The organism is Falsiroseomonas sp., from assembly GCF_030695085.1.
GTDB lineage: Bacteria > Pseudomonadota > Alphaproteobacteria > Acetobacterales > Acetobacteraceae > Falsiroseomonas.
This window is the reverse complement of record NZ_JAUYTS010000194.1, coordinates 16,587-39,418: the sequence shown is the minus strand read 5'-3', so window position 1 is coordinate 39,418 and position 22,832 is coordinate 16,587. Positions and strand designations below refer to the sequence as shown.

Annotated in this window: 22 protein-coding genes and 1 tRNA gene; 11 read left to right on the top strand and 12 right to left on the bottom strand. The window is 70.3% G+C overall.

Features of this window, described 5'->3' with window-relative positions:
- Positions 1 to 47 precede the first annotated feature (47 nt).
- From Q8S40_RS20750 to Q8S40_RS20740, 3 genes are all read left to right on the top strand, one after another.
- Positions 48 to 1,142 (top strand): hypothetical protein, encoded by a 1,095-nt coding sequence (locus Q8S40_RS20750; protein WP_305671919.1) that lies wholly within the window; start codon positions 48 to 50, stop codon positions 1,140 to 1,142.
- The gene (locus tag Q8S40_RS20745) at positions 1,139 to 4,183 is read left to right on the top strand and encodes a non-ribosomal peptide synthetase (protein WP_305671918.1); all 3,045 of its coding nucleotides are present in this window, start codon (positions 1,139 to 1,141) and stop codon (positions 4,181 to 4,183) included. Before Q8S40_RS20750 ends, Q8S40_RS20745 begins: the two co-directional genes overlap by 4 nt.
- A 111-nt stretch (positions 4,184 to 4,294) precedes the next feature.
- The gene (locus Q8S40_RS20740; protein ID WP_305671917.1) at positions 4,295 to 5,626 is read left to right on the top strand and encodes a TldD/PmbA family protein; all 1,332 of its coding nucleotides are present in this window, start codon (positions 4,295 to 4,297) and stop codon (positions 5,624 to 5,626) included.
- 50 nt (positions 5,627 to 5,676) lie between these two features.
- On the opposite strand, the gene Q8S40_RS20735 is transcribed toward Q8S40_RS20740, so the two are convergent.
- Entirely contained in the window at positions 5,677 to 7,293 is a 1,617-nt protein-coding gene (locus Q8S40_RS20735; RefSeq protein ID WP_305671916.1) for an ABC transporter substrate-binding protein, read from the bottom strand.
- Positions 7,294 to 7,445: 152 nt separating this feature from the next.
- Between Q8S40_RS20735 and Q8S40_RS20730 the strand changes: the two genes are divergently transcribed.
- The 6 genes from Q8S40_RS20730 to Q8S40_RS20705 all read left to right on the top strand — a co-directional run bounded on the left by Q8S40_RS20730 (position 7,446) and on the right by Q8S40_RS20705 (position 12,817).
- The gene (locus Q8S40_RS20730; protein WP_305671915.1) at positions 7,446 to 8,423 is read left to right on the top strand and encodes a TIM44-like domain-containing protein; all 978 of its coding nucleotides are present in this window, start codon (positions 7,446 to 7,448) and stop codon (positions 8,421 to 8,423) included.
- Positions 8,424 to 8,609: 186 nt separating this feature from the next.
- The gene (locus tag Q8S40_RS20725; protein WP_304815052.1) at positions 8,610 to 9,308 is read left to right on the top strand and encodes a 50S ribosomal protein L25/general stress protein Ctc; all 699 of its coding nucleotides are present in this window, start codon (positions 8,610 to 8,612) and stop codon (positions 9,306 to 9,308) included.
- 81 nt (positions 9,309 to 9,389) lie between these two features.
- Positions 9,390 to 9,959, top strand: a complete 570-nt coding sequence (pth, locus tag Q8S40_RS20720) for an aminoacyl-tRNA hydrolase (protein ID WP_305671937.1) — start codon at positions 9,390 to 9,392, stop codon at positions 9,957 to 9,959.
- 3 nt (positions 9,960 to 9,962) lie between these two features.
- Positions 9,963 to 10,460, top strand: coding sequence for a hypothetical protein (locus Q8S40_RS20715; protein WP_304815054.1), 498 nt, complete (start codon positions 9,963 to 9,965; stop codon positions 10,458 to 10,460).
- 31 nt (positions 10,461 to 10,491) lie between these two features.
- Positions 10,492 to 11,586 carry a redox-regulated ATPase YchF gene (gene ychF / locus Q8S40_RS20710; RefSeq protein ID WP_304815055.1) on the top strand — a complete coding sequence of 365 codons (1,095 nt, stop codon included), beginning with the start codon at positions 10,492 to 10,494 and terminating at the stop codon, positions 11,584 to 11,586.
- A 124-nt stretch (positions 11,587 to 11,710) separates the two neighbouring features.
- Entirely contained in the window at positions 11,711 to 12,817 is a 1,107-nt protein-coding gene (locus Q8S40_RS20705; protein WP_305671914.1) for a class I SAM-dependent RNA methyltransferase, read from the top strand.
- 48 nt (positions 12,818 to 12,865) lie between these two features.
- Here the strand turns inward: Q8S40_RS20705 and Q8S40_RS20700 are convergent, their stop codons facing one another.
- The 11 genes from Q8S40_RS20700 to Q8S40_RS20650 form a co-directional block, all read right to left on the bottom strand.
- Positions 12,866 to 13,768: a lipid A biosynthesis lauroyl acyltransferase gene (locus Q8S40_RS20700; RefSeq protein ID WP_305671913.1), complete on the bottom strand. Its 903-nt coding sequence runs from the start codon at positions 13,766 to 13,768 to the stop codon at positions 12,866 to 12,868.
- 1 nt (position 13,769) lies between these two features.
- Entirely contained in the window at positions 13,770 to 14,792 is a 1,023-nt protein-coding gene (locus Q8S40_RS20695) for a zinc-binding dehydrogenase (protein WP_305671912.1), read from the bottom strand.
- Complete coding sequence (locus tag Q8S40_RS20690) at positions 14,792 to 16,111, bottom strand: beta-ketoacyl-ACP synthase (protein ID WP_305671911.1); 1,320 nt, start codon at positions 16,109 to 16,111, stop codon at positions 14,792 to 14,794. Before Q8S40_RS20690 ends, Q8S40_RS20695 begins: the two co-directional genes overlap by 1 nt.
- Before the next feature lie 2 nt (positions 16,112 to 16,113).
- Positions 16,114 to 17,301: a beta-ketoacyl-ACP synthase gene (locus Q8S40_RS20685; RefSeq protein WP_305671910.1), complete on the bottom strand. Its 1,188-nt coding sequence runs from the start codon at positions 17,299 to 17,301 to the stop codon at positions 16,114 to 16,116.
- Between the two features lies 1 nt (position 17,302).
- Entirely contained in the window at positions 17,303 to 17,773 is a 471-nt protein-coding gene (locus Q8S40_RS20680; protein ID WP_305671909.1) for a 3-hydroxyacyl-ACP dehydratase FabZ family protein, read from the bottom strand.
- A gap of 24 nt (positions 17,774 to 17,797) precedes the next feature.
- Positions 17,798 to 18,088: an acyl carrier protein gene (locus Q8S40_RS20675; protein ID WP_305671908.1), complete on the bottom strand. Its 291-nt coding sequence runs from the start codon at positions 18,086 to 18,088 to the stop codon at positions 17,798 to 17,800.
- Positions 18,089 to 18,203: 115 nt separating this feature from the next.
- Positions 18,204 to 18,863, bottom strand: a complete 660-nt coding sequence (gene mtgA / locus Q8S40_RS20670) for a monofunctional biosynthetic peptidoglycan transglycosylase (RefSeq protein WP_304815067.1) — start codon at positions 18,861 to 18,863, stop codon at positions 18,204 to 18,206.
- 78 nt (positions 18,864 to 18,941) lie between these two features.
- A complete protein-coding gene (locus Q8S40_RS20665) occupies positions 18,942 to 19,355 on the bottom strand; it encodes a cyclic nucleotide-binding/CBS domain-containing protein (protein ID WP_305671907.1) in 414 nt (137 codons plus the stop codon).
- 108 nt (positions 19,356 to 19,463) lie between these two features.
- Entirely contained in the window at positions 19,464 to 19,883 is a 420-nt protein-coding gene (locus Q8S40_RS20660) for a cyclic nucleotide-binding/CBS domain-containing protein (protein WP_304815071.1), read from the bottom strand.
- A gap of 166 nt (positions 19,884 to 20,049) precedes the next feature.
- Positions 20,050 to 20,134, bottom strand: a tRNA-Leu gene (locus Q8S40_RS20655).
- 28 nt (positions 20,135 to 20,162) lie between these two features.
- Positions 20,163 to 20,558, bottom strand: coding sequence for a cupin domain-containing protein (locus tag Q8S40_RS20650; RefSeq protein WP_305671906.1), 396 nt, complete (start codon positions 20,556 to 20,558; stop codon positions 20,163 to 20,165).
- Between the two features lie 132 nt (positions 20,559 to 20,690).
- Here Q8S40_RS20650 and otsB point away from each other — a divergent pair, with 132 nt between their 5' ends.
- Positions 20,691 to 21,419 (top strand): trehalose-phosphatase, encoded by a 729-nt coding sequence (gene otsB / locus Q8S40_RS20645; RefSeq protein WP_305671905.1) that lies wholly within the window; start codon positions 20,691 to 20,693, stop codon positions 21,417 to 21,419.
- On the top strand, positions 21,416 to 22,828 hold the full coding sequence (locus Q8S40_RS20640) for a trehalose-6-phosphate synthase (RefSeq protein ID WP_305671904.1): 1,413 nt from the start codon (positions 21,416 to 21,418) through the stop codon (positions 22,826 to 22,828). The genes otsB and Q8S40_RS20640 overlap by 4 nt, the downstream gene beginning before the upstream one ends.
- Positions 22,829 to 22,832: the final 4 nt, after the last annotated feature.

The following is a 22,832-nucleotide window of genomic DNA, read 5'->3' as shown; positions in this document are numbered from 1 at the left end:
CGCCCCGGCGTTTGACGTTGGCTTGATCCTGCCGTTAATTTCGCGCCATGAGCGACGCATCACCCGCTTTTGGCGAGAGGCTTTCCGCCCCTGGCCCTGCGGCGTGTATTGCCGACACGGTGTACGAGCCGGCGCTGCTCAGCGAGGCCGATCGGGTCTCCGGTGACGATCTGCCCGCGTTGGGCGCCCGCATCTCCGATTATCTGGCGAACTGCGCCAGCTTCGCGCGCGCCGCCTTCGCCGGGGCGCCGGGCGAGGTGGCACAGCACGGGGACCCGGTGGAGGCGATCCTCGGCGTCCTGCTGGGGCATGAGTTCAACCACCAGTCCCGCGGCCGGGTGGCGCATCTGCTGCCCGGTCTGCGCCGGCGGTTGCTGGCACAGGTGCAGCGCGCCGCACCCATCCCGTTCTTCATGAGCTACAATGGCGGCTACCACGCCACCACCCGGCCCGACTTTTCCCGCCCCCTGGGCTTCGAGGCGGGGATCGCGGAACTGCTGTTCCTGTACGTGATCGCGCGGCTCAAACACCGGCTCGCCGCAGTCTACCCGCCCGGCATGGTCTTCCACATCGTCCTCAACAACGGCGTTGCCGGCTGGGTGAACGATATTCCCGTCGCGCGCACCGAATCCTATGCGCGTGCGCTGGAGAGGATGGCGGCGGAATTGGGCGCCGCGGGGCCGGGCGCCGCGGGGCAGGTGCGTCTGCTGGTGCAATCGGATCTCGGCGATTTCGCGGCCCGCATGCGCGAGGTGCCGATCGCCCCGGCGGCGGCGATCGACGCGGCCACGCACCACAACATCGAACGCTTCCTCGGCCGCCCCTGCACGACGGCGGAAGCGCGCCTGCGCCTGGCCCGCTACGCCCCGGCCGAGGCCGCCTGGTGGCAGGAACTGCGCGGGATTGTCGATGCGGCGGAGGGCATTCGCCTGTTGCAGGTGGCGAGCGCGGATTTCCTGTCATTCCGCCCCTTTCCCGGCGCCGCGACCCGCGCGCAGACCGGGCAGGTGGGCTTCCGCATGCCGGGCGGGAAGCCGGTGCCGATGCTCATCACCACCGCAACCTTCGCCGGCGCGGCTGTCGTGCCGGTGCCGGTGCATTGGCCTGCGGGCCTCGCCGGGCCGGACTCAGCCCTGGCATGAGCGCGGCGGTCATGGCAGCCGATCCGCTGGCGGAGGATACCCACTGGCGACGCTCCGCTCTGCCGGCGCCGACGGCCGAGACGCTGGCGATGACCCTGTGCGAGAGCCTTGCGCAGATCGCCACCTGCCATTCCGACAGACCGGCTATCGTCTCCGCCGCTGGCCAGGTGAGCTTTGCGGAGTTGCTCGGCCAGGTGGGTGCGCTGGCTGCGGCGATCCGCGCGGCGGCCGCACCACCGGGGCCGGTGGCGCTGCTGCTGCCCGCCGGGGCGGGCTACATCGCCGCCTGGTTCGCCTGTGCGGCGGCAGGACGGCCAATGCTGATGGTGGAACTGGCCAACCCGCCTGCACGCAACGCGGCTCTGCTGGCGGCGGCGGGCGCGGCGCTTGTGCTGCATGATGGCGACGCGGCGGCGGTGGAGGCAATGGGCGACCGGCCCGGCCTCTGCCTGTCCTTCCCGCTGGCGCCGGGACCGCTGCCCTCGGGCGGGCTGGATGCGGCGGCGCCTGCCTTCCTGTTCGCCACCTCCGGCTCCTCCGGCCACCCGAAGCTCGTGGTCTATGCCCAGGCGACGCTACAGGCGAAGGTCCAATGCTCTGCCCTGGTCATGGGGGTTGGGCCGGGCGACACGGTGATGATCGCCGGCTCCCACGCCAATTTCGGCGTGCTGCACCATGCGTTGGTCTTCCTGTTCCGTGGTGGCACGCTATGCCTGCACGACATGCGGCAGGGTGGGCTCTCCGGCATGTTCGGCGCCATCGCGCGCTTCGGCGTGAACCACCTGCGCTTCACCCCCTCGCTGTTCCGCAGCGTGGCGGCGATGCCGGAAGCGGCGCCGGCGCTGCGCCAGGCGGCCTGCATCCGCTTCGCCGGAGAACCGCTGCTGCGCGAGGACATCGCCCTGGCCCGCGCCCACCTGCGACCGGGCTGCGAGGTGCAGAACCTTTATGGCAGCACGGAGAGCATGATCTTCTTCTGGTCCGACGGGACCGAGGCGCTGCCCTCCGGCGCCCTGGTGCCGAACGGCCGCATCTACCCGGTGGCCGAGTTCCTGTTGCTGGACGAGGCAGGCCGTCCGGCGGCGGAAGGCGAGGCGGGGGAGTTGGTCATCAGCTCCCGCCTGCATGCGCTGGGTGACTGGGCGGAGGGGCGGGTGGATCCGGAACGCTTCCCGCCCGACCCGCGCGGCGGCGGGCGCCGGCTGTACTATACGGGTGACGTGGTGCGGCTGCTGCCGGATGGCTGCATGGTGGTGCAGGGGCGTCGCGACCGGCTGCTGAAGGTGAACGGGCAGCGCGTCTCCCTGCTGGAGATCGAGGCGACGCTGCGGGGCATGCCCGGCTGCACCCAGGTCTCCGTGCAGCCGCGGGACCAGGGCGGCGCAACACAGCTTGTGGCCTTCCTGGTGACCGATCAGGGCGCGCCCGCCGACCCCGGCGCCTGGCTGGCAGCCCGGCTGCCGCGCTACATGGTGCCAGCCCGCTTCTGGGTTGTCCCGGCGCTGCCGCTGCTGCCCGGCGGCAAGGTGGATGGCCAGGCGCTGCTGGCGCTTCTGCCGGCAGCGGCAGGCTCGGACCTGTCCGAACCAGACGTGGCCGAGGCGGACGAACTGGCGGCCCAGGTGCGCGCCGACTGGGCGCGGGTGCTGGGCATCGAGGCGCCCGATCCGGATGCCGATTTCTTCGCGCTTGGCGGCGATTCCGTGAAGCTGCTGCAACTGACCCTGGCGATGGAACGGCGCATGGCGCGGCCACTCAGCCCGGCGGCGTTCCTCGACAGGCCAACCATCCGGGGCCTGGTCGCCTTGATGCGGTTGCAGATCGGGTCCGTTCAGATGGGGGCGTCCCAGATTGGCCCAGCCCTGATCGGCCCAGCCCTGATCGGCCCAGCCCGGATCGGCCCAGCCCCGGAAACCGGGCGCTTCGACGCGCGGGGGCGCGTGACACTGAAGCGCCTGCGCCATGCGCGGGGGCTTTCCAAGGGCACCATCCTCGGGATGCCGAGCTTCAGGGGCCACCTGGCGCCACTCGCGATGTTCGCCCAGCATGCGCTTCCCGATCACGAGATATGGGGCTTCGATGCCGATATCGGCGATCGGACCATGCTGCAGGATGGGGTGTGGCTGGCCTGCGCGCAGGAGATAGCCGGACAACTTGCAGCGATGCCCTGGCTGCGGCCCTGCGCCATGGTCGGCTTCTCGGTCGCCGGCAACATCGCCTGGCTCGTCGACCGTATCCTGCCGCGCGGGGCCTGGCGCCCGGGCCGCATCATCGCCCTCGATACGGCCCCTCTGCATGCGGGCAAGGATGCGGTGGCGGTCGAAGCAAGGGCTTTGTTGGCCGGCAGTGAGAGCGAACCTGGCAGGATGCTGCTGATTTGCCGGTGCGCGCCCGCTCCCTTCGTGTTGCAGAAAGAGGCGCAGGCGCGCTGGCAGGCACTCGGCGTTCCCGTCACGCCGCTGGCCCTGCCGACCGTGGACCATGGCGACTTCAATCATCCGCAGATCATCGCCGCCGTCGCTCCGGCAATCGGGGCTTTTGTTGAATCCGGCGATGTCCCGGCCTCGGCGCTGCCCGGCGAGGTCCGGTTCACGACGCTGGGTGCCGAACTCCACCGGATGTTGATGCGGGATGCGCCGCCCCGGCCGGAACAGCTGCGCGACCTATTGGCCCGTGAGGAATTGCCCAGCGACGGTCATACAAGGACGGCGCTGCTGTTCCTCGTGATCGCCGTGGGAGATCACGACACGGCACTGGCCCTGGCGCGAAGCCTGGCCGAGTCGGGTGCGAGCCGTGACGCCTGCATCCATGCGCTGGTCGGTCTGCTCAGCCTGGGCGGGCACGAGGCCGAGGCCGTCGCAGTGGCGGAGGCCGGGTGCCGGGGACGTGCCGGGGATGCGACGCTCCGCGCACGCGTCCAGCCTGTCTGGCGCCCCCCGCAGCCCTGGGCGGCGCTCGCCCGAAAACGCGTCGGCAGCCCCATGCTGTTCGATCTGGCGCTGGATTGGATGGCGGCGCGGCAGGGCGCGGCACCGGCCTGACCCGGTGATCCCGCAGGACCGGGCTGGCCTGGCCGCGCGGATCGTGGTTGTTGGGCCCTGCGGCGATGAGCAGGGACGAATGTCCCCGAACCGCCAGGATGCGGAGCGAGCATGAGCGACCTGAACTACCTTTCCGACCTTGTCGCCGCCGCCCGCCGGGCCGGCGCGGATGCGGCAGATGCTTTGCAGGTAAGCAACGAATCCCTCTCGGTTTCCCGCCGCCTCGGCCGGATCGAGCAGCTGGAGCGGTCGGAGGGGTTCGATATCGGGCTGCGGGTGTTCCTCGGCCAGCGCCAGGCCATCGTCTCCACCACCGTGGCCGACCCGGCGGGCTTCGCCGCGCTGGCGGAACGTGCCGTGGCGATGGCGAAGGTGGTGCCGGAGGACCCCTTCGGCGGCCTCGCTGACCATTTCGACGCGCCGCGGGATGCCGGGCCGCTCGACCTGGCGGATGCCACCGAGCCCAAGGCGGAAGAGCTGATCGCCCGCGCCGCGGCGGCCGAGGATGCGGCGCTGGCGGTGAAGGGCGTGACCAACAGCGAGGGTGCGGATGCCAGCTGGGGCCGCATCCGCATCGCACTCGCCACCTCCGCCGGCTTCGCGGGCCACTACACCCGCACCTCCCACAGCCTGTCCTGCACGGCACTGGCCGGGCAGGGGACGGGGATGGAGCGGGATTATGAATGGTCCTCCGTCATCCACCTCGCCGACCTCGAGGACCCGGCGACGATCGGGCAGCGGGCGGCGGAGAAGGCGATCGCGCGGCTGAATCCGGTGCGGGCGAAGACGGCACGGATTCCGGTCGTGTTCGACCCGCGCGTCTCGTCCTCCCTGCTCGGGCATCTGCTGGGGGCGATCAATGGCGCCTCCGTGGCGCGCGGCACCTCGTTCCTGGCGGACAGCATGGGCAAGCAGGTGCTGGCGCGCGGCCTGACGGTGCGTGACGACCCGACCCGCCCCCGCGGCCTGCGGTCCCGCCCCTTCGATGGCGAGGGCATGGCCGGCCAGCCGCGCGCCATCGTGGAGGATGGGGTGCTGACGAGCTGGATCCTGGATTGGCGCAGCGCCCGCCAGCTCGGCCTGGCCAGCACCGGCCATGCCAGCCGTGGCACCGGTGGCCCGCCCGGCCCGGCGGCGTCCAACCTGTGGCTGGAGCCGGGCAGCATGACGCCCACGGCGCTGATGGCCGACATCAAGGAAGGCCTCTACGTCGTCGACCTGATCGGCATGGGGGTGAATGGCGTGACCGGCGATTACAGCCGCGGTGCCGCCGGCTTCATGATCCGCAACGGCGCGCTGGCGGAGGCGGTGAGCGAGATCACCATCGCCGGCAATCTGCGCGATATCTTCCTGAACCTGACGGCGGCGAATGACCTGGTCTTCCGCCGCGGCATGGATGCCCCGACCATCCGGATCGAGGGGCTGACACTCGCGGGTGCCTGATGCGGTGGTCGCGGCGCCGATCGGCGCCGCGACCATCGGAGGCGGCGGCGTCAATCCACCCGGATTTCCCGCACCTGCACCTGGTTGTCCGCCCGGTGCGTCACCGCCACCCCGGCCCGGTGCGCCCAGGGGATCATCATGTGGTACATCGGGATGTGCCCGAGATCGGCATTGTGCAGCGCATGCGCCTCACGGATCAGGCCGCGCCGCGCCGCCGGGTCCTGTTCGCTGTCGATGCGCGGGATCATCGCGTCGAAGGCCGGGTTAGACCAGCCGCCGGCATTCCAGGTCGCCGCCCCACCCACCGCGCGTGAGGCCATGACGGCGCGGAGCGTGTAGCTGGCATCGAAGGTCGGCACGCCCCAGGACAGCGCATACATCATGGGTTCCTGCCGGCGGATGCGCTGGGAGAACTGGGCGTTCGGCAGGATGTTGAGCTGCGCGCGGATGCCGATTCGGGCCAGCATGCCGGCCACCGCCTGGCAGGCCTCGTCATAGGTCCCGGTCGGGCATTCGAAGGGAACCGAGAAGCCGTTCGGGTAGCCGGCTTCCGCCAGCAGGGCGCGCGCCTTGGCCGGGTCATGCGGCAGGCGGCGGTCCAGATCCTCGGACCATCCATTGACGAACTGCGTCCACATGCTGGCCGTGGGTACGCCCTGACCACGAAGGGTGGTGCGGCGCATCGCCTCGACATCCAGCGCATGGGCGATGGCCTGGCGCACGCGCAAATCCTTGAAGGGGTTGCGGCCGCGCACGTCGGAGCCGGCGAGTTCCTCCACATCCTGGCGCAGCCCGAGCCAGACGGTGCGGTTCTCCTGCCCCTGGAGGATCCGCAGCCGCGGGTCGCGCTGGATGCGCGCCACATCCTGCACCGGCACGACATGCACCATGTCCACCTCGCCGGACAGCAGGGCGGCGACGCGGGTGGCATCCGAGGTCAGGGTGATGTGGTGGTATTCGGTGACATTGCCGCCGGCCTGGCCGTTGCCCCACCAATTCGGGTTCCGCACCATCACCGTGCGCTGGTCCGTCTCACGGGTCCGGATGACGAAGGGGCCGGTGCCATTGGCGTTGCGGACGGTGAAGGTCTCCTCCCGCTGCGCGAAGTTCTGCGGCACGGTCGCCCGGTTCGCCTCGGACCAGCCGCGATCCATCATCAGCACGCGGGTCATCTTGTCCGGCACCACCGGGTCCGGCACGCGGGTCACCACATCCACGGTCAGGGCGTCCCGCGCCTCGACCGAGGCCACCGTGTCGACGAAGATGCCGTAATTGGAGGTGGGCGCCAGCGCGCGGGTGATGCTGAACACCACATCGTCCGAATCGAAGGCCTCGCCACCGGCGAATTTCACATCCGCGCGAAGGTGGAAGCGCCAGCGGGTCGGCTCCACCTGTTCCCAGCGCAGCGCCAGGCCGGGCTGCACCTTCAGATCGTCGGCGCGGTGGGTCAGTGTCTCATAGACTTGGCTGACGACCAGATAGGTGAACAGGGCGTTGGTGGCGTGCGGGTCCAGCGTTGCCGCATCCACGCTGGTGGCCATGCGGAACAGCCGCGGCTGCGGCGCCTGCGCGGCGGCCGTGCCCGCCACCACCAGGCCAAGGGCGCCGATGCCCGAGAGGAAGGTGCCCCGTAGGAAGGTGTCCCAGAGGCGGTTTTTGCGTGTCATCTGCGTCATGTCTCGCGCTGCAATGCGGTAGCGTGGCGCAGCTTGTGCCCCGTCCGCAATGGATTCGCTCGCCGCAAGGAGGCAGTCGCATTTCCGCTCAAGCCTCCCTATATTACGTGCAGGAAACCCAGATCGGAGTCACCCAACCCACCATGCGCCGCAAAGCAACCTTCATGGCCGCCATCGCCGTCGTGGCGCTGGCGCTTGCCCCAGCCTTCGCGGAAGCACGCCGCGGCGGGGGTTTCTCCTCCGGCAGCCGTGGCGCCCGCACCTACCAGGCGCCGCCTCCGACCAGCACCGCCCCGGGCGGCGCGACGCAGATGCAGCGCACGCAAAGCGCGCCGACCGCCGCGACCGCGGGCGCCGCAACCGCCGGCACGGCCGCGGCCGGCAGCGCCGCGGCGCGTACCGGCATGCGTTCCGGCCTGATGGGCGGCCTGCTCGGTGCCGGCCTGTTCGGCATGTTCCTCGGCGCCGGCCTGTTCGGTGGCCTGGGCGGCTTCGCCTCCATCCTCGGCCTGCTGCTGCAGGTGGCGCTGATTGGCGGCGTGATCTGGCTGGTCATGCGCATGATCCGCAGCCGCCGCGAGGCGACCGCCGGTGGCCCGCCGAACGCCTATGCGCGCGACATGCAGCAGGGTGCCAACCCGCGTCCGATGGCCGGTGGCATGGCCGCCGCCCGCGGCCCGATGCCGACCCCGGCCGAGCCGGAAGTGGCCACCACGCCGCTGGAGATCGTCGAATCCGACTATCAGGAATTCGAGCAGAACCTGCAGGCGGTGAACGACGCCTGGTCCCGCCAGGACCTGGAGGCGCTGCGCCGCCTCTCGACCTCGGAGATGACCAACTACTTCGCCCAGGACCTGAAGGACCTGCGCGCCCGCGGCTGGACCAACACCACCAGCGGCACGAAGCTGGAGGCCGGCGACCTGTCCGAGGCGTGGCAGGAGAATGGCCAGCATTACGCGACGGTGGCGATGCGCTATTCCATCGTCGACGTTACCAAGGATGCCGGCGGCCAGGTGGTCGAAGGCCATCCGACGGAGCCGCAGGTGGTGACGGAGATCATCACCTACACCCGCTTCCCGGGTGAGGCCTGGCGCCTGTCGGCGATCCAGCAGACCGGCTGAGTGCATCGGGCGAAGGGGGCCAGATCCCCCTTCGCCCTTGCCTCCGCCCTTGTCTCGATCCCCTGGATCGGCTAGGCGTCCCCGCTGCGTCGGCACCCCTGGAGGCCGGCGCATTTTCTTTGCGCCCGCCCCGGCCAAGCCATCCGGCAACGGCTGCGGGCGCATCATTCTTGAAGGAGCCTGGCAATGGTCCAGACAGTGCGGATCGAAGCCGTGGCGCGCGCAGATGCAGGTAAGGGGGCAGCGCGCGCGACCCGGCGGGAGGGGCTCGTCCCCGGTGTGGTGTATGGTGCGAAGCAGGCGGCGACGCTGGTGGCCTTCGACCCGCGCGATATCATGAAGGAACTCACCAAGGGTGGCTGGCAGTCGCACCTCTATGAGGTTGCGGTGAAGGACGGCCCGACCGAGCGCACCATCATGCGCGAGGTGCAGTTCCACCCGGTGACGGATCGCCCCATCCACATCGATTTCCAGCGCGTGGCCCCCGGTGCGCGTATCCGCGTCCGCGTGCCGGTGGTGTTCCTGAACGAGGAAACCTCGGTCGGCATCAAGGCCGGCGGCGTGCTGAACGTGGTCCGCCGCGAGGTCGAGGTCCTGGCCGAGACCGACCGCGTGCCGGAGCATTTCGAGATCGACCTGGCCGAGGCCAAGATCGGCGACGGCCTGCGCTGGTCCGCCATCAAGGACCATCAGGGCGCGCGCCCCGGCATCGCCGGCCGCGACTTCATGATCGCCTCGATCGCCGCGCCGACCATCGACGAAAGCCTGGCCCCGGTGGTCGTGGCTGCGCCGGAGCCGGTGAAGGGCAAGGGCAAGGCGCCGGCCAAGGCCGCTGCCAAGCCCGCCGCTGCCGCCGCCCCTGCCGCGCCCGCCAAGAAGAAGTAATCCGCTGGAGCATGACCCGCCCGCCAGGGCGGGTCATGCTCCAGTCTCGATCGAAACTTGAAGGGGTCTGTTGCGGTGGCGCTGCTCTGGGTCGGCCTCGGCAATCCGGGGCAGGAACATGCGCGGCAGCGCCACAACATCGGCTTCATGGCGATGGATGCCATCGCCCGCCGCCATGGCTTCACCGCCTGGCGCAAGCGCTTCAAGGGCCTGGTCGCGGAGGGCAACCTCGGCGGCCAGAAGATCCTGGCGCTCAAGCCCGAGACCTACATGAATGCCAGCGGCGACGCCGTGCAGCAGGCCGCCGCCTTCCTGAAGCTGGGCACCGCCGATATCTGGGCCTTCCATGACGAGCTGGACCTGGCGCCCGGCAAGATCCGGGTGAAGAAGGGCGGCGGCACGGCCGGCCATAACGGCCTGCGCGACATGCAGCGCGCCTTCGGCAACGCGGATTTCTGGCGCATTCGCCTCGGCATCGGGCACCCTGGCCACAAGGACCGCGTCACCGGCCATGTGCTCGGCAATTTCGCCAAGGTGGATACCTGGGTGGAGCCGCTGCTGGATGCGGTGGCGGATGCCGCGCCGCTGCTGGCGGAGGGTCAGCACGAGGCCTTCATGACCCGCGTCGCATTGCTGACCCAGGAGAGCTGACCAATGAGCGGCCCAATGACCGGCATGGAAGATGACAGCGTGTTCGATGGCGGTTTCGGCGGCCCGGGTCCCGAGGATTTCGCCAATGGCGCCGCGGCCCTCGCGGCGGGGCTGATCCGGGAAGCGCAGGGCCTGGCCAATGCCGCGGCCTCGCTCCGCAGCGTCGCCGCGCCGAACCCGCCCGGCGTCCCGGGTGGCGAGCCAGTTTCCGACATCCGCCGCCAGCGCATGGTGCTGCACACCGCCGGTGAGGCCGCGCTGCGCGCCGCCCTGGCGCTGGATGCGGCAGCCCTGCTGGCCGAAGCCCGCAGCCCCGCCGACCACGCCGCGCGCATTGCCGAAGCGGCGAAGAAGGTGGGCCTGCCGCCGGCCACGCTGTCTCCCTTCCTGCGCAGCGCGGCGCTGGATTTCCGTACCGATGATGCGGCCGCGCGCATCGCCGCCTCCACCCTCGCCGCCGATCTCTGCGCGCTGCTCGCCCGCGACGCTGCCTCTTCCTGAGGCGCCGCCTCCTCCTGAACGGATATCTCCCATGGGTTTCAACTGCGGCATCGTCGGCCTGCCCAATGTCGGCAAGTCCACGCTTTTCAACGCGCTGACGCAGACTGCGGCGGCCCAGGCGGCGAACTACCCGTTCTGCACGATCGAGCCGAATGTCGGCCGCGTCGCCGTGCCCGACCCGCGGCTTGGCGTGCTGGCGAAGATCGGCAAGTCGCAGAAGATCATCCCGACCAGCTTGGAATTCGTCGATATCGCAGGCCTGGTGCGCGGCGCCTCCAAGGGGGAAGGGCTGGGCAACCAGTTCCTGGCGAATATCCGGGAGGTGGACGCCATCGTCCACGTCCTGCGCTGCTTCGAGGATGACGACGTCACCCATGTCGAGGGCAATGTGGACCCGGTGCGGGATGCCGAGACGGTCGAGACCGAGCTGATGCTCGCCGACCTCGATAGCCTGGAGAAGCGCGCCTACGGCCTGAACAAGCGGGCCCGTGGCGGCGACAAGGAAGCCAGCGCGCAGCTCAGCCTGATTGAGCCGATCCTGGCCGCGCTGACCGAAGGCCGCGCCGCCCGCACGGCGATCCCGAAGGGGGAGGAGGAGGCGGTGCGCCGGCTGCAGCTGATGACCAGCAAGCCGGTGCTCTATGTCTGCAATGTGGAGGAAGCCTCCGCCGGGACCGGCAACGCGCATAGCGAGAAGGTCTTTGCCATGGCCAAGGCGCAGGGCGCCAAGGCGGTAATCGTCTCTGCCGCCATCGAGGCCGAGATCAGCCAGATGCCGGAAGCCGACCGGGCGGATTTCCTGGAGAGCCTGGGTCTGCCCGATAGCGGGTTGGACCGGATCATCCGCGCGGGCTACGAGCTGCTCGGCCTGATCACCTATTTCACGGTGGGGCCGAAGGAAACGCGGGCCTGGACCATCACCCGCGGCACCAAGGCGCCCGGCGCGGCCGGCGTGATCCATGGGGATTTCGAGCGCGGCTTCATCGCCAGCGAGACCACCGCCTTCGATGACTATGTGTCGCTCGGCGGTGAGCAGGGCGCCAAGGAAGCCGGCAAGATGCGCGTCGAGGGCAAGGAATATGTGGTGAAGGACGGCGACGTCCTGCTGTTCCGCTTCAACGTCTGAGAAAAACTCCGCGGATCGTCGCTGATCCGCCGCTACGCGCCGGCACAGGCCGGTGCGCGCTTGGCTCCGCGCCATTCAGGCGCGGCGCCCGTCCGGGCGCGAGTCGCGACCCCTGGGATTTGGCATGACCGACGCCTTCGAGATCTTCCTGGCCACCGCCCCCGGCCTGGAGCCCCTGCTGTTCGAGGAAGTCCGCACCAAGGGTTTCAAGCGACCCAAGGCGGTGCCGGGCGGCGTCGTGATCGAGGGCGGCTGGCCGGAGGTGTGGCGGGCCAATCTCTGGCTCCGCGGCGCCGGGCGCGTGCTGGCGCGCATCGACAGATTCCGCGCGGTGCATCTGGCGCAGCTCGACGCCAAGGCCCGGCGCGTGGATTGGGCGAGCGTGCTGCGCGCCGACGTGCCGTTCCGGGTGGAGGCAAGCTGCGCCGGGTCGCGCATCTACCATTCGGGTGCCGCGGCGCAGCGGATCGAGACCGCGATCCGTGAGACACTCGGCGCGAAGCAGTCGGATGACGGCGTGCTGGTGATGGTGCGGCTGGAGAACGACCAATGCACCATCAGCGTCGATACCTCCGGCGAGCCGCTGCACAAGCGCGGCTACAAGCAGGCGCTGAACCCGGCGCCGCTGCGGGAGACCATGGCCGCGCTGTTCCTGCGCCAATGCGGCTATGAGGGCACCGAGCCGCTGGTGGACCCGATGTGCGGCGCCGGCACCTTCGTCATCGAGGCCGCCGAAATCGTCGCCCGGCTGAATCCCGGCCGGTCCCGCGCCTTCGGCTTCGAACAGCTTGCCAGCTTCGATGCGGAAGCCTGGGCGGCGATGCGCGCGGTGCGGCGCGAGCCTGTCTCGGCGGTGCGCTGTCACGGCCGGGACCGCGATGCGGGCGCCATCGCGATGAGCCGGGCCAATGCGGAACGCGCGGGTGTCGCCGAGATCACCGACTTTGCCCAGGCGCCGATCAGCGAGCTGACCCCGCCGGAGGGACCGCCCGGCCTGGTCATCGTCAACCCGCCCTATGGCAGCCGGATGGGGGAGGGGACGGACCTCGCCCCGCTCTACGCCGCCTTCGGCCAGGTGATGCTGCGGCGTTTCGCCGGCTGGCGCGTGGGCATGGTGACCAGCGAGCCGAAGCTGGCCCATGCGACCAGGCTGCCCTTCCTGCCGAACACCGCACCGGTGCCGCATGGCGGGCTGCGGGTGGCGCTGTACCGGACGCTGCCGCTGGCTTGAGGGGATGAAAGCTCTCCCCCCAAGTGGGGGGAGGGCTTGTCAGGCGTTCTACATGCGCCAGCGGCGGTGCTGCCACAGCCATTGGCCGGGGTGCTCGCGGATCCAGCCCTCGACGATGTCGTTCACCTGCTGCGTCGCGGCCTGGATGTCCACCTGGCCCTTCGCGTCCCGCGCCAGCTCCACCGCCTCCGTCAGTTCCAGCCGGAAGCGGCCGCCGGGCAGGCGGATGGCCCGCGCCCCGTGGATCGGGCAGTCGAAGCGCCGGGCCAGGCGGGCCAGGATGGGAATGGCGGTGGCCTCCCGCCCGAAGAAGCGGATCTTCGGGCCGCGGCCGAAGCGCTGGTCCACCAGCATGCCGAGATGCAGCCCCTCATCCAGCGCCTCCATCATGCGGATCGGGGCTGCGGGGCCGGCCGGGATCAGCGCACCCATCACACCCTTGCGCAGCGCCAGGATGTCCCGCGCCACGGCGGCGTTGTTCGGCGTGCGATACAGGGCGGCGGCCGGCAGCCCATGGCGCAGCGCGGCGACGGCGGGCAATTCCCAATTCGCCAGATGGGCGGCGAAGATGATGGCGGGTTTGCCGTCATCGCGCAGCCGCTCGAAGCGCGCCATGCTTTCGGCATCCAGCAGGATGCGGCCGGAATTGGGGTGCTCCGGGTCGAAATCCCAGAGATCGCCCAGGTGCACATACTCGCTGGCGGTGCGCCCCAGATTCTCCCAGCTCTCGCGCAGGATCGCCGCCCGTTCGGCGGCGGTATTCTCCGGGAAGGCGGCGTCGATATTCTCGCGCGCGATGCGGTTGGCGGAGGTCAGTGGGCCGAGGTTGCGCGCCACCGCGGCACCGATGCGCCCGGCGCGGTCCGGCCCCAGCGCGCGCACCATGGCAAAGCCGCCGCGGATCAGGGCGGCCAGCGTCTCATCCGCGGCGCGTTTCAGGGCCGCCTTCAAGTCAGAATTTCACAACGATCTTGCCGAAGACGCGGCGCGATTCCAGCCGCTCCAGCCCCTCGGTGAAGCGCTCCAGCGGCACCACGGTATCCAGAACCGGCAGGATGCCCTGCGACATCTTGCCGAGCGCATCGCCGACATTGCGGATGGCGCAGCCGAAGCTGCCGAAGATGCGGAGCTGGCGCTGGAAGATCATCATCAGATTGGTCTCGGCGGAGACGCCGGAGGTGCTGCCGCAGGTCACCAGCCGGCCACCCGTGCGCAGCGACAGCAGCGACCCGGCCCAGGTGGTGGCGCCCACATGCTCGAACACCACATCGACGCCGCGCTTGCCCGTCACGCGCCGGGCAACGGTCGAGAAGTTCTTGTCCGTGTAGTTCACCACATGGTCGGCGCCGAGCGCCTGCGCCTTGGCGCATTTCTCGTCATCGCCGGCGGTCGCGATCACGGTGCAGCCATGCGCCTTGGCGACGCGGATGGCGACGGAGCCGATGCCCGATCCGGCAGCCTGGATCAGGATGGTCTCGCCGGGCTTGAGCTGCGCGTTGTCGAACAGCATGTGCTCGACCGTGCCGAAGGTGACGGTGGCGCAGGCGGCTTCCTCGAAGGGCACGCCCTCCGGCACGCGCACCAGCAGGCGGGCGGGGACGTTGGCCAGTTCGCGCGCGAAACCGTCCACATGGAAGCCGGCAACGCCCGAGACGTTCTCGCAGAAATTGTCGCGGCCCTCGCGGCAGGCGGCGCAATGGCCGCAGGTGCGCGCGCCATAGGGCACGGCGCGGTCGCCGGCCTTCCAGCCGGTGACGCCGGCGCCGACGGCGACCACCTCGCCCGAGGCCTCCGCGCCCACCGCCAGCGGCAGGGTGCGCTGGGCGAAGGCCATGCCGCGCCAGCCCCAGACATCGATGTGGTTCAGCGAAATGGCCCGGATGCGCAACTGCACCTCGCCCTCACCAGGCGGCGGCGGGGCGTCGATGTCTTCCAGCCGCAGATCGCGGTCGCCATGCAGGCGCAGCGCGCGCATCAGGTGGGTTCTCCGCTCAGGACCAGGCAGACATTCTGGCCGCCGAAGCCGAAGCTGTTCGACAGCACATTCCCCACCTTCGCGGCGCGGGAGACGTTCGGCACCACATCCAGCGTGATCGCCGGGTCCGGCTCCACATGGTTGATGGTGGGCGGCAGCATCTGGTCGCGGATCGCCAGCAGGCTGAACGCCGCCTCGATGGCGCCGGAGGCCGAGAGCGTATGGCCGATCATCGATTTGTTGGAGGAGATCGGCGGCGCCGCCTCGCCAAACACCGCGCGCATGGCGAGGTTTTCCATCTTGTCGTTCTCCGGCGTGCCGGTGCCATGCGCGTTGACGTAGGAGATATCGGCCGGCGTCAGCCCCGCATCCTCGATGGCGTTGCGCATGGCGCGGATCACCGCGCTGCCATCGGGGTTGGAGCGGGTGCGGTGGAAACTGTCCGATTTCTCGCCCGCGCCGCGCACGACGCCAAGAATCGATGCCCCTCTCGCGCGGGCGTGCGAAAGGCTTTCCAGCACCAGGCAGGCCGCGCCCTCGCTCATCACGAAGCCGCCCCGGTTCTTCTCGAAGGGGCGGGAGGCGCCGGTCGGGTCGTCGTTGCGGGTGGACAGCGCCGAGAGCAGCGAGAAGCGGATCAGCGCCTCTGGCTGCACCGTGCCATCGGCGCCGATGGCGAGCGCGGCCTCTGTCTCGCCGCGCTGGATCGCCTCGACGCCGAGCTGGATGGCGGAAGCCCCGGTGGCGCAGGCGGTGGTGACGGAAACCGGCGATCCGCGCGTGCCGAAGCGGGCGGCGAGTTGTTCCCCCACCGTCTGGAAGGCCGCTGTCTCATACAGTGTGGGCCAGCCGGTCGCGGCCAGGGTCAGCGCCTTGTAGGCGACAGGCTCCGGCGCCACGCGGCGGGCGAGTTCGAAGCGGTGCGGCCATTCCACCTCGACCGGCGGCATGCCGAGCATCAGCGGGCCGGGGAAATCGCCACCGCCGAGCCCGGCCTCGGCCAGCGCTTCTTCCGCCGCCATCGCGGCCATGCGGGCGACGCGGGGGGTGGCGGTCAGCGCCGGGCCATCGGCTTCCTCCGGCAGGTCCACGGTGCCGGCGATGGTGGTGCGAAGGTGGTCGGTCGGGAAGCGGGTGATGCGGCGGATGCCGGAGGTGCCGGCCAGCAGCGCCGCCCAATTCGCCGCCACGCCGAAGCCGAGCGGCGTGACCAGGCCGATGCCGGTGACGGCGACAATGGGGCGGCCGCGATGGTCAAGATCGCTTTGCTGCGGCCGATTCAGCTCTCCGGGGCCTTCGCCCCTCCGACCATCCGACACTTTCACGGCTGATCCTCCGCCGGAATGGCGCGCAGATGGGCCAGCGCCTCGCCGCGCCAGGCGCCGAAGCCGGTCACCAGCAGGTCGGTCGGCGGGGCGTCGAGGGGCGCCTCGGCCTCCTCCAGCGCAGGTGGCAGCACGCCCTCCGCCAGCATCAGCGCACCCAGCGCCAGGCTGGCCGGGAAACTTGCCTCCACCCCCCAGCCGAGGCGGCTGCCCGCGGCGCGCAGTGTGATGTCGCGGCCGAGGCCCGCCAGGAAATCCCGTTCCGCCGCGACCGGCCCGGCGACACCCGTGGCGCCGGACAGCACGGTCAGCGGAGCTTCCGGCAGCGCCAGCCGGGCGAAGGCGCGGGTGGCGGCGGCGGCGCTGCCATCGGCGGCATCGCGCCGTGCCTGTTCGCAGGCAACGCCCATGATACGCGCCAGGCCGCGTGCGCCACGGGCGCGGGCGCTCTCGGCCGTCTCCAGCACCAGGAAGGCGCCGAGCGTGCCGGGGATGGCGCCCGGCGCCTCCGCCCGGGAAAACACCGGCGCGAATCCGCCCTGCCGCAGCAGCCCGGCCGAATGATACAGCACCATCAGGTCCCAGCGCGCCGCGACAAAGGCGCCGCCGACCAGCGCCGCCTGGCCACGGCCTTCGGCCAGCCGCGCCGCCGCGATCCGCACCGCATCGGCGCCGGCCTGTTCCTCACCCATGAAGGTGCGGGACGCGCCGGTGACGCCATGGACGATGGAGATGTTGCCGGCCAGCAGGTTCGAAAGCTGCGCCAGAAACAGCGTGGGCCGCAGCCCGCCGGCGAGCAGCGCGTTCAACTGCGTCGCGGCCTCGGCCCGTGGCAGGCCGGCCAGCGCCGCCAGCACGCTTTCATCCAGAGCCAGGTCACGCTCGCCGCCGCCGGCGGCCACGATCAGGTCCATCTCGCCGACCAGCGCGCGCGCGCCGGCATCATCCAGCGCCAGGCCCGCGGCATAGGTGCCGAGGCGCTGCCAGGGCTCCATCTGCCGCTGGTCGCCCTTTTTCGGGATCTGCCGGTCGAGTTCCAGCGCCGGGGCAGGGTGCAGCGGGAAGGGGGCGTGGCTTTCGGCATCCGTGGGCGCCGGGGCGCTGCCCGCGAGCGCCGCCAGATGCGCCGCGCGGCCTTCGCCGGAAGCGGAAACCAGCCCGAGGCCGGTGATCCAGATGTCCATGTCAGCCATGTTCCGGCCCAGAAAAATTGGGCAGGCCGATGCGCTGGGCGGTCGCGGTCATCGCCTCGCGCAGTGCCTCGGCGGGGAAGGGCATGATGCGGAAGGTGATCTCGGCATCGGCGATGCGCTTGCCCTCGGCCAGGATGCGCGCTTCCGCCACCGCATAGCCGGAGCCGTCATGGGTGCGCTTGGCTTCGACCACCAGCTTGGCGCCGGGCCCGACAAACCCGCGAAAGTTGGCGCCATTGACCTTCAGCAGGAAGGGCATGCGTTCCAGCTTCTCGATCGCCAGCAGCAGCCAGCCGGCGGTCTGCGCCATGGTCTCCACCAGCAGCACGCCGGGAACGATGGGATAGCCGGGAAAATGGCCTTCGAAGACCGGGCTGGCCTCCGGCACCTGGCTTTCGACCGTGATGTGGTCGGCGCCCAGCGTCACCACGCGATCGACCATCTGGAAATATTCCAGCCGCATGGCGCGTGCCCCGTGACCCAGATTTCAGCCCTTGGCCTGGTTGGCGGCCACCAGCTCCTCGATCCGCTGGGCGAGGTTGCCCATGACGAAATACTGCTCGGCCGGCGCGGTGCCGGCATTCACTTCCTGCGTCCAGGTCTCGACCGGCACCTTGATGCCGAAGGCCTTGTCGATGGCGAAGACGATGTCGAGGAAATCCAGGCTGTCGATGCCCAGGTCGTTGATGACATGCGCGCCCGGCGTGATGCTGTCACGCGCCACTTCGCTGTTCTCGGCGATGATGTCGGCGATACGGTCGAAAACCGGGGACGTCATGGGGAACAGGCTCCGGGCGGAGTGGGGGCGATGCGCGAAGCGCGCCTCTTCGCCCGAACCGGCCGCCTTGTCCAGCGCGGCGGTCCGGCAGGCCACCCGGAGTTGCGAGTGATTCTTAACCGGGCGCGGCGCAATCCAGCAGCGGGCCGAGCTGCCCCACGCGCCTTTCGATGATGGCAGCGCGCTGGCGCAGGCTCGGCGTCGGTTCGGCGGCGGACCAGGTGAGCGGGCTGGGCAGCACGGCGGCGAGCAGCGCGGCTTCCTGGGCGGTCAGCCGCGCGGCCGGCTTGTTGAAGAAGGACTGGGCCGCGGCCTCGGCGCCATACACGCCCGGGCCGAATTCGACGATGTTCAGATACACCTCCAGCACCCGCTGCCTGGGCCAGAGCAGCGCCACCTGCGGCGTCAGCCAGGCCTCCACCGCCTTGCGCAGCGGGTCGCGCCCCGGCCACAGCAGCAGGTTCTTCGCCGTTTGCATGGTGATGGTGCTGGCGCCGCGTGGACGGTCCCCCGCCTGCCACGCCCGGAATTGTTCCCGCAGCGCGCCGAAATCGAAGCCGAGCGCCTGGCGGCAGAACAGATTATCCTCCGCGGCGATGACGGAGCGCGCCAGCGCCGGCGCCATGGCCGCAAAGGGCACCCAGTCACGCTGCAGGCCATGGCCCTGCGCGGCGCGGATCAGCATCAGCGGCGTTACCGGCGGCGGGATGAAGCGGTAGGCCAGGATCAGACCCGGCGGCGCCAGCAGCGCCACCAGCAGGACAAGGCGCAGCAAGCGGCCGAGGCGCCTCACGCGCTGCGGGGGCCGGAAGGCTGGCGGGCGAGTTGGGCGCGGCGGGTCATGCGGCCGAGGCTAGGGCAGTTTCGGCTCCGGCGGAAATGCCGGACGGGTGCCGGCGCCGCGCCGCAGTACGCCGCGGGGGCGGCCATCGACGCAGACCGGCAAGTGGCGAACGCCCGCTGCCTCGAACACCCGCAGCGCCTCCTGCATCGGCAGGTCGGGCGGGATGGTGACCGGGCTGCGGGTCATTTCCCACTCCACCCGCGTCTGCTGCGGGTCGCAGCCTTCGGCCAGGCAGCGCACCGCATCGCGGCCGGTGAAGATGCCGAGCAGTCGTTCCCCGACGCCGACGATCAGGACCGCGGTGGTGCCGTGGCGCTGCATGGCGTGACAGGCTTCCGCCACGCTGTCACCGGGCGACAGCGTGACCGGTTCGGCCTGTTGGATGGGCGGCTGGGTAGGCAGGGGTGGTGCGAACTGGGCCATGGCGCGTTCCCCGTATCTTGCAGCTGGCAGCCTTTATCTGGGTATCTTCGAACCGGCCGGGGACTCCGGACCTTGATCTGGCGCAGGCGGTGACGGGGTCGTGATGACTCAGCGCAGGTTCTCGAAGAAGCCGTTCTCCGTATCCTGCTGTGCATGTTCCGCGGCGCGGAAATCGTAGCGGGACAGGATTCCGCGCACGCGGCCATCCTCGCAGACCGGCAAATGCCGGAAGCCGCCATCATTCAGCAGGCGAAGCGCGTCGCTGGCATGCTGCTCCGGCGTCACCGTCTCCGGCTGCCGGGTCATGACATCGGCCAGTTTGGCCGTGGGCTTGCGGCCCTCGGCCAGGCAGCGCACCGCATCCCGGCCGGTGAAGATGCCCAGCAGCAGGTCGGCATCCCGCACCACCATCACCGCGCCGACGCGGCGCCGGTACATGGCCTCGCAGGCGGCGGCGAGCGTGGCGTCGGGCGGCAGGGTCAGGGGGTTCTGGCCCTGGATGATCTCGGCGATCAGGCGGTCCCGCATGATGTTTCCTCCCTCGGCTTGGCCATGATGACAGATTCATGTTGGGCCAGGCAGGGTGGAAGCGCCTTGCGGCAGGTCAAGCCAGCGCGGCGGGAGCGGGAGATGCGGCGGAGCGGAAACGCATCCGCGCGATGGGGCTGGCCGGCGGCGTCGCGCCAGGAAAAAGTGGTGCGGGCGGTCGGAATCGAACCGACACTCCTCTCGGAACCGGATTTTGAGTCCGGCGCGTCTACCAGTTCCACCACGCCCGCGAAGTGGCAAGGATAGCGCAGAACCCGTTCAGGGGGAACCGGGTGGATCGACGGTTCGGGTGGGGAAGTCGGCGGGGCTGGTGATTTCCAGCAATTCCAGATCCTCGGAATGCGCCACCTCCACATGGCGGACCAGGGCCGGCTGCAGCACGCTGTCGCCAGGGCGGAAGGTGACCTGCCCGATATCCTCATAGGTGAAGGTCACCCAGCCGCGCAGCACATAGACAAGCTGGAAGCCGAGCTCGTGCGTGTGCCATTGCGGCGCCGCGCCCGTGCCGGGCACGGCGCGGATCACATGCGCACCGAAGGCGCCGCCCGTGGCCGCCCGCACGCCGAGGTCCCGATAGGCGAAGAAGCTTCGCAGCCCGGTCTCGAAATGGGCGCCTTCGGCCCGGCTGATGGTGGTGCGCGGCACCTCTGGCATGGGGCAATTCTCCCTTGGCGATTCCCGCATCCACCGTAACATGGCGGCAGGATGACAAGGGCGGGCGGCATGCGCCTCACGATCACGTGAGGGCATGGTAACCGGAATGCTGCCGTCGTGTTAGGCTGCGGTATGCAGGATTTACCCCACCCACCCGAACGCGCGGCGCTGTTCCTCGACTTCGACGGCACTCTCGTGGAGATCGCCGAACGACCGGACGCCGTAATTGTCCCCCCCGACCTGCCCGGATTGCTGGAGCGTCTCTCGGCGCATCTCGATGGTGCACTCGCCATCATCTCCGGCCGCCCGCTGGCGGAACTCGACCATTTCCTCCCGGTTCCCATCGCCAAGGTCGGCAGCCATGGCGCGGTGCTGCGCCCGGTGCCGCATGGCCCGCTCGAGGAACCCGCGCTGCCCTCGCCCCCCGCCGCCTGGCGCGTGCGCCTTGCAGCCCTGGCCGAAAGCTTTCCCGGCGCCTTCATCGAGGACAAGGCGCATGGCTTCGTGCTGCATTTCCGCCAGGCCCCGGAAGCCGGCCCGGTCGCCCGCACCCTGCTGGAATCCCTGGTGGCGGAAGCGCCGGATGCCTTCGTGCTGATGCCGGCCCGCATGGCCTGGGAAGTGACGCCGCGCGCCGTCTCCAAGGGCACCGCGGTGACCAGCCTGATGGCGCGAAGCCCCTTCGCCGGGCGCCTGCCGGTTTTCGTCGGTGACGACGTGACCGATGAAGCCGGCATGGCGGTGGCGCGCGCCGCCGGCGGCCAGGGGCTGCGGCTTCAGGATGTGTTCGGCACGCCACCGGTGTTCCGGGACTGGCTGGCCGGTCTGGACCGGCATTATGCGCGCGGGGCCGCGGCATGAGCCGCCTCGTCATCGTCGCCAACCGGGTGCCCGACCCGAAGGAAGGCGGTGCCACCGCCGGCGGCCTGGCGGTGGCCATGAAGGATGCCCTGGCCAACCGGGATGCGGTCTGGTTCGGCTGGTCCGGCAAGACGGCGGCGGAGACCGGCCCGAAAGCCACGATCGCCCAGCATGGCCGCACCACCTATGCCACGCTCGACCTCGGGCATGACGACTACAAGCATTACTACCAGGGTTTTTCCAACGCGGCGCTGTGGCCCGTGCTGCACTACCGCCTCGGCATTGCGCGCTTCGACCGGCGGGACTTCGCCGGCTACCAGCGCACCAACCTGGCCTTCGCCCAGGCCCTGGCGCCGCTGCTGCAGCCGGATGACACGGTCTGGATCCATGACTTCCACCTGTTCCTAATGCCTGCGGAACTGCGTGCGCTGGGCTGCAGGCAGCGCATCGGCTTCTTCCTGCATGTGCCCTTCCCGCCGCGCTCCGTCTTTAACGGCCTGCCGCATGCCGAAAAGCTGCTGGAAGCGCTGGAGGCGGTGGACACCATCGGCACGCAGACCGAGGACGACGCGGAGAATCTGCGCGCCGCGCTGATCGCGATCGGCAAGGGCGATGTGGCGATGCGCGTCGGCGCCTTCGCCATCGGTATCGACGCCATCGGCTTCGCCAAGCTGGCCGCCCAGCGCGCCTCGGCGAAGGAGGTGGTGCGGCTGCGCGATTCGCTCGGCGGCCGCTCGCTCGCCATCGGCGTGGACCGGCTCGACTATACCAAGGGCCTGCCGCAACGGATCGCCGGCTTCGGCGCGATGCTGGAGCGTTTTCCGCGGCACCGCGGCAAGATCACCTTCCTGCAGGTGGCGCCTGTCAGCCGCGGCGATGTGGCGATGTACCGCGCGCTGCGGCGCGAGCTGGATGAAGGTGTCGGGCGCATCAATGGCCAGATGGCGGAGCCGGATTGGGCGCCGATCCGCTACATCACCCGCGCCGTCGCCCGGCCGACGCTGGCTGGCTTCATGCGGATGGCGCGCATTGGCCTGGTGACGCCGCTGCGCGATGGCATGAACCTGGTGGCCAAGGAATACGTCGCGGCGCAGGACCCGGCGGACCCCGGCGTGCTGGTGCTGTCACGCTTCGCGGGCGCCGCGGTGGAGCTGGATGGCGCCCTGATCGTCAACCCTCTCGACCCCGACGACATCGCCGAAGCCCTCGATGCGGCGATGGACATGCCGGCGGATGAGCGGCTGGATCGCTGGACCCGCAACTGGGCCACCGTGAAGGCGGGCTCCGCCAGCATCTGGTGCCGGCGCTTCCTCTCGGCGCTGGAGGGCAGCAAGGATGTCGCCGATGCCGGCGAGGCCGAGGCCCAGCCGGCATCGGTCCGCAAGCCGCGCGGCAAGCGCGCGGCCTGACGGT